This window comes from Roseisolibacter sp. H3M3-2 (assembly GCF_029211165.1).
GTDB lineage: Bacteria > Gemmatimonadota > Gemmatimonadetes > Gemmatimonadales > Gemmatimonadaceae > Roseisolibacter.
Genome location: NZ_JARGEK010000314.1, coordinates 1 through 5,843 on the forward strand (window position 1 = coordinate 1; position 5,843 = coordinate 5,843).

A 5,843-nucleotide genomic window follows, 5' to 3' on the forward strand; every position below is an offset into this window, starting at 1 on the left:
GCGCGTGTCGCGGTCGAAGCCGTCGCGCCGCTCGCCGCCGCGGCGGTCCGCGTCGGAGGCGACCATGAGCGGCACGGGGCGCTCGAGCGCGGCGTGGACCCGCCGCTCACGCCCGCGTCGGCGGCGCGCGCTCCCCCGGTTGCGGACGCGCTCGACCAGGTAGCGCCCGTTGCGCACGGCGCCGGCCGCGAGGAGGAGCACGCCGCCGAGCATGGCCACCGTCCCCCACCGCCACGCGTCGCGCCCGGCGAGGGCCGCGGCGAGCGCGAGCATGCCGAGCCCGATCAGGATCTCGCCCACACGGTCGCGCTCGGCACGAGCGCGGCGGCGGCGCTCGTCGATGCGGGGGGCGGAGTCGGGGAGCCAGCCGTCGGCGACCAGGCCGATGCCGATCAGCCCGACCAGGCCGGCGAGGACCAGGGGGACGGTTTCGAGTGGCATGCCCGGCCGTGATGCAAGTTCCTTGCGCGCCCCGCGCCGGGGCGCCGCCGGGCCGGGTCAGGCGCGCGGATGCGCCTTCCGGTAGACCTGCCGGAGGCGCTCGACGCTGGTGTGCGTGTAGATCTGCGTGGTCGAGATCGACGCGTGCCCGAGCAGCTCCTGCACGGCGCGCAGGTCGGCGCCGCCGTCGACGAGGTGCGTCGCGAACGTGTGCCGCAGCGCGTGGGTCGACAGCCCGCGCTCCTCGTCCACCGCGCGCAGGAGCCCGGTCACGGCGCTCTGCACCGCGCGCACGCCCAGCCGCTTCCCCCGCTCGTTGAGGAAGAAGGCGCCGCGCTCGACCTTGCCGCCGAGCCGACGATGCAGCTCGTCGCGGCGCGCCTCGTAGTTGCGCAGCGCGCGCAGCGCGTGGTCGCCCACGGGGACGATGCGCTCCTTGCGCCCCTTGCCGCGCACCTTGACCTGCTGCGACAGCAGGTCGAGGTCCGACGCGTTGATCCCCTGCAGCTCGCTGACGCGCAGCCCCGCCGAGTACAGCAGCTCGACGATCGCGAGGTTGCGCACGTCGACGAAGCGCAGCGACTGCGCGCGCGTCTCGGCGAGGTCGAAGAGCGCCTGCGCCTGCGCGCGGTCGAGGTAGCCGGGGAGCCGCCGCTCCAGCTTCGGGCTGCCGACGGCGCGCGCCGGGTTCGCCTCGACCAGTTCCTCGCGGTGGAGGAAGCGGAAGAAGCTGCGCGCCGACGACAGCGCGCGCGCCACCGAGCGCCGCGCGAGACCGCGCCGCGTGAGGTGGCCGAGGTAGCCGCGCATGAGCAGGCGGTCGACCGCGTCCCACGCGAAGCGCTCGCCGAGCTGGCGCTGGAGGTAGCCGGTCAGCTCGCGGAGGTCGCGCTCGTACGCGCGGCGCGTGTTGGGCGAGACGTCGCGCTCCTTCTCGAGGTGCGTCAGGAAGTCCGCGACCTCGGGGGCGAGCGGCGGCGGCGCGGGGCGCTCGTCGTCGCTCACACGGCCGCCGGCTCGGGGACGGCCACGGGCGCGATCCCCGCCGCGTCGCGCCACGTCACCAGGTCGGCCAGCGCGCGCTCGGCGAGGCGCGCCCGCTTCTCCTGCTTGTCGCGCGGCGTCGCCTCGAGGTCGTCGACAAGGCCGAAGTTCGCGTTCATCGGCTGGAAGTGGCGCGGATCGGCCTCGCGCAGGTAGCGGTACAGCGCGCCGAGCATCGTCGTCGGCGGCGGGAGCACGGGATCGTCGCCGTCGAGCAGGCGCGCGAGGTTCACCGCCGCCAGGATCCCCGTCGCGGTGCTCTCGGTGTAGCCCTCGACGCCGGTGAGCTGGCCGGCGAACAGCGTGGTCGGCGCGTCCTTGAGCGCGAGGTGCGGCAGCAGCGCGCCCGGGGAGTTGAGGTACGAGTTGCGGTGGATGGAGCCGAAGCGCAGGAACTCCGCGTTGGCCAGCGCGGGGATCATGCGGAAGACGCGCTGCTGCTCGGGATAGCGGAGGCGCGTCTGGAAGCCGACCATGTTCCACATCCGGCCAGCGCGGTCCTCCATGCGCAGCTGCACGACGGCCCACGGGCGCTGCCCCGTGCGCGGGTCGCGCAGCCCGACCGGCTTGAGGGGGCCGAAGCGCAGCGTGTCGTGCCCGCGGCGCGCCATCTCCTCGACGGGCATGCACCCCTCGAAGTACGGCACCTCGTCGAAGCCGTGCGCGCTGGCCTGGTCGGCCGTCGTGAGCGCGGCCATGAACGCCTCGTACTCGGCGCGCGTCATCGGGCAGTTGAGGTACGCCCCCTCCTCCCCCGCCCCCTCCATCGTCTCGCGGCCCCAGCGCGACGCACGGAACGCCACGTCGTGGTCGATCGAGTCGACGGCGAGCACCGGCGCGATGGCGTCGTAGAACGCCAGCGACTCGACGCCGAGGCGGGCGCGGATCGCCTCGGCCAGCGCGTCGGAGGTCAGCGGGCCTGTGGCGACGATCCCGGGCTCCGGCAGCGCCGTCGCCTCGCCGCGCGCGACGCGGACGTTGGGGTGCGCGTGCAGCGCCTCGTGCACCGCCGCCGAGAAGAGCTCGCGGTCGACGGTGAGCGCGCTTCCGCCGGGGACGCGCGCGCGGTCGGCCGCCGACAGGATCAGCGAGCCGAGGAGGCGCATCTCGGCCTTGAGCAGCCCGTGCGCGTTGGACGGCTCGGTGCTCTTGAAGGTGTTGGAGCACACCAGCTCGCCCAGCCGGTCGGTGCGGTGCGCGGGGGTCGGGCGCACCGGGCGCATCTCGTGGAGGACGACGCGGTGCCCGCGCTGGGCCAGCTGCCAGGCGGCTTCGGAGCCGGCCAGGCCGCCGCCGACGATGTGGAGCTCGGGAGGCATACCGGAATCTACACCGGCCGCCCCCCGCGGGCCCCGCCGCGGTCAGCCCTCGGCGCGCAGCGGCTGGCCGGTCACGAAGTCGTAGAGCGTCAGGCGGCGGAGCCGGTAGTACGCCAGCCAGTACGCGCGCAGCGCCTGGATGGAGGCGGCGCGGGCGGCGTCCTTCTCGCTCTGGGCGATGAACAGGTCGGTGATCGCGATGCGCCCGATGACGTAGCGGTTCTTGGCGATCTCGAACCGCTTCTCGCCGACGGTGTCGGCCTTGGCGGCCAGCGCGAGCTGGCGGGCGGCCTGGGCGACGCCGAGCGCGGCGAAGCGCGCGTCCTGCTCCAGCGTGAGGCGCGCGACGCGCGTCTGCACCTCGGTGCGCTGGCGGTCGGCGCGGGCCGCCTCGACGGCCGCCTTCCCCGCCCGCCACTGCACCACCGGCACCTCGACCGACACGTTGGCCGTCTGCTGGTTGAGCAGGGACTCGTACGCGCCGCCGAAGAGCGGGGCCGTCTGGTTGTAGCCGTAGCTGGCGCGCACCGTCATGCCGAACCCGTTGTTGAGCCGCGCCTCGCGCAGCCCGCGCTCGGCGCGCACCTCCTGCAGGTCGAGCTCCAGGTTGCGGGCGGCGTTGCGCCGCGCCTCGGCGACCGCGCGGTCGGGGTCCGGCGCGGTCAGCGACGGCGCGCCGGCGGGCGGCGCGACCGTCACCTCGGCGTCGGGGGGTGCGCCGAGCAGGAGGTTGAGCGACGAGCGCGCGCGGTCGCGCTGCAGCCGCGCCTCGTCGGCGGCGGCGCGGGCGCGGAGGAGGGCCAGCTCGCTCTGCAGGAGGTCGTTCTCGCCGATGCGCCCGACCTCGAACCGCCCCTTGGAGAGGAGGAAGAGCGAGTCGTTGACCGCGGCGTTGGTCTCGGCGTTCGCGAGGTTCATCTGCGCCGCGTACAGGTCGAAGTACGCGCCGGCGGCGGCCTCCGACGCCTGCTCGCGCGCCTCGACGAACGACCGCTCGGCGACGTCGAGCTGCAGGTCCTGCTCGCGGGAGTTCCAGGCGATGGTGTTCGGCCGGAAGAGCCGCTGCTCGACGCCGATGGTGAACGGCGTCGACTGCCAGAGCCGCGACGCGCCGCGGTCCCCCGACAGGTCGGTGCGCTCGAGCGCCGACTCGACGAAGAAGGTCCCGCCGGTGAGCGCGATCGGCTGGCTGAGCGTCAGCGCCGCCGTGCTCGTGGTCAGCCGCTGCCCGAGGTAGCGGATGGTGCCGTCCGGCTGGACGATCGGCGTGATGGCGCGGCGGTAGCTGGGGAGCGTCCCCCGGAAGCCGAGCTGCGGCATCAGGCGCGCGAAGAACGAGCGTTCGCGCCAGCGCGCGGCGTCGAGCGAGCTCTGCGCGGCGCGCGCGGACGGCCCGCTGCCGAGCGCGCGCCCGACGGCGTCGTCGAGGGTGAGCGGCGCGACCGGGGCCTGCGCGGCGAGGGGCGCCGCGAGCAGCAGCAGCGCCAGGGCGGAGGTGCGGCGGGCGGCGGTCATTCGTAGCGCAGGCAGACGACGGGATCCTGGCGGGCGGCGCGCCACGCGGGGACGATGCCGAACACGAGCCCCACGGTCAGCGAGACGCCGAAGGCGACGATGACGGAGAGGGGCGACACGATGGTGGCGATCTTCGCGAACCGCTCGATCCCGTACGAGAGCGCGACGCCGAGCATGATCCCCGCCATCCCGCCGGCGAGGCTGATGAGCACCGCCTCGGCGAGGAACTGCGCCAGCACGTCGCGCTGGCTGGCCCCGAGGGCGCGGCGCACGCCGATCTCGCGGATGCGCTCCAGCACCGACGCGAGCATGATGTTCATGATCCCGATCCCGCCGACGATCAGCGAGATGGACGCGATGGCGCCGAGGACGACGTTGAAGATCGTCTTGGTGCGCTGCTCCTGCTTGAGGAGCATCTCGGGGACGGCGACCTCGAAGTCGATGACCTGGTTGTGGCGGCGCTCCATGAGGCGGCGCACCACGTCGGCCACCTGCCCCACGTAGCGCGCGTCGGCCACCTGCACCACCAGCCGGTCGAGCTGGTTCTGGTTGAGCCGCTCGGCGCGCGTGGCGGCGTCCTCGTTCTTCGTCGCCTCGCCGTCGTCGAACTCCTGCGAGGCCCGCTCGACGTCGCGGTTGGTGATCTGCGCGCGGTTGCGGTAGCGTACCAGCGCCGTCGCCAGCGGGACGTAGACGTCCATGTTGGCGTCGCGGATGCCGAGCCGCTGCGCCGTCTGCTCGGAGACCGGGCGCGGGGCGAGCACGCCGACCACCGTGAGCCAGTTCTCGCCGACCTTGATGCGGCGCCCGACCGGCGGCTCCTTGGTGAAGAAGCGCGCGCGCAGCCCGCTGCCGATCACGGCCACCGACATCCCGCGCTCGAGGTGGATGGGCGCGAAGCCGGAGCCCTCGGCGAAGTCCAGGTTGAAGGCGTCGAAGTAGGCGCTGTCGACGCCGACCAGCTTGACCGACCGGCGCTGCCCCTCGCGCGTCGCGGTGGACTGCAGCGACAGCTCGGTGCTGACCGCGCGCACCTGCGGGACGATGTCGCGGATGCTCTGCGCGTCGAGCGCGGTGAGCCCGGGGCTGAACCGCTTCGATTCCTTGTCGTCCCGCTCCTGCGCCTTCTCCTCCTTCTGCTCGACCGACGGCGTCACGATGACGTTGTTGGAGCCGAGGAGCTTCATCTGCGCCAGGATCTCCTGCTCGGCGCCCTTGCCGATCGCCAGCATGGCGATGACCGAGGCGACGCCGAAGAGGATGCCGAGCGAGGTGAGGGCGGCGCGGAGCGTGTTGTGCCCCACCGCCTCGATCGCGGCGCGGAGGCCGAAGGCGATCAGGCGGAGGGTGGCGGCGCGGTCGGCGCCGTGCGGCGCCGGGGCGCCGGCGGGCGCGCCCGGGGGTTCCGCGGGCGGGGCGTAGGTCGCCCCGCGCGGCTGGGTGACGGCTCCCATGGCCCGCTCAGCGCGAGGTCGCGCCGGCGGCCTTCTGGGCGGCGGGCGCCGACGGCGGCACCGCGAAGTC

The 5,843-nt window shown here is 74.4% G+C and carries 4 protein-coding genes and 1 pseudogene; all 5 read right to left on the reverse strand.

Annotated features, from left to right (window positions below; translation table 11 throughout):
- Positions 1 to 441: pseudogene (locus PYV61_RS19800) on the reverse strand (hypothetical protein); the annotation flags it as partial.
- 57 nt (positions 442 to 498) lie between these two features.
- Positions 499 to 1,446, reverse strand: a complete 948-nt coding sequence (locus PYV61_RS19805) for a tyrosine recombinase XerC (protein WP_275834852.1) — start codon at positions 1,444 to 1,446, stop codon at positions 499 to 501.
- Positions 1,443 to 2,804 carry a methylenetetrahydrofolate--tRNA-(uracil(54)-C(5))-methyltransferase (FADH(2)-oxidizing) TrmFO gene (trmFO, locus tag PYV61_RS19810; protein WP_275834854.1) on the reverse strand — a complete coding sequence of 454 codons (1,362 nt, stop codon included), beginning with the start codon at positions 2,802 to 2,804 and terminating at the stop codon, positions 1,443 to 1,445. Before trmFO ends, PYV61_RS19805 begins: the two co-directional genes overlap by 4 nt.
- 42 nt (positions 2,805 to 2,846) lie before the next feature.
- Positions 2,847 to 4,319: a TolC family protein gene (locus PYV61_RS19815; RefSeq protein WP_275834856.1), complete on the reverse strand. Its 1,473-nt coding sequence runs from the start codon at positions 4,317 to 4,319 to the stop codon at positions 2,847 to 2,849.
- Positions 4,316 to 5,773: an ABC transporter permease gene (locus PYV61_RS19820; protein WP_275834857.1), complete on the reverse strand. Its 1,458-nt coding sequence runs from the start codon at positions 5,771 to 5,773 to the stop codon at positions 4,316 to 4,318. The genes PYV61_RS19815 and PYV61_RS19820 overlap by 4 nt, the downstream gene beginning before the upstream one ends.
- Positions 5,774 to 5,843 lie beyond the last annotated feature (70 nt).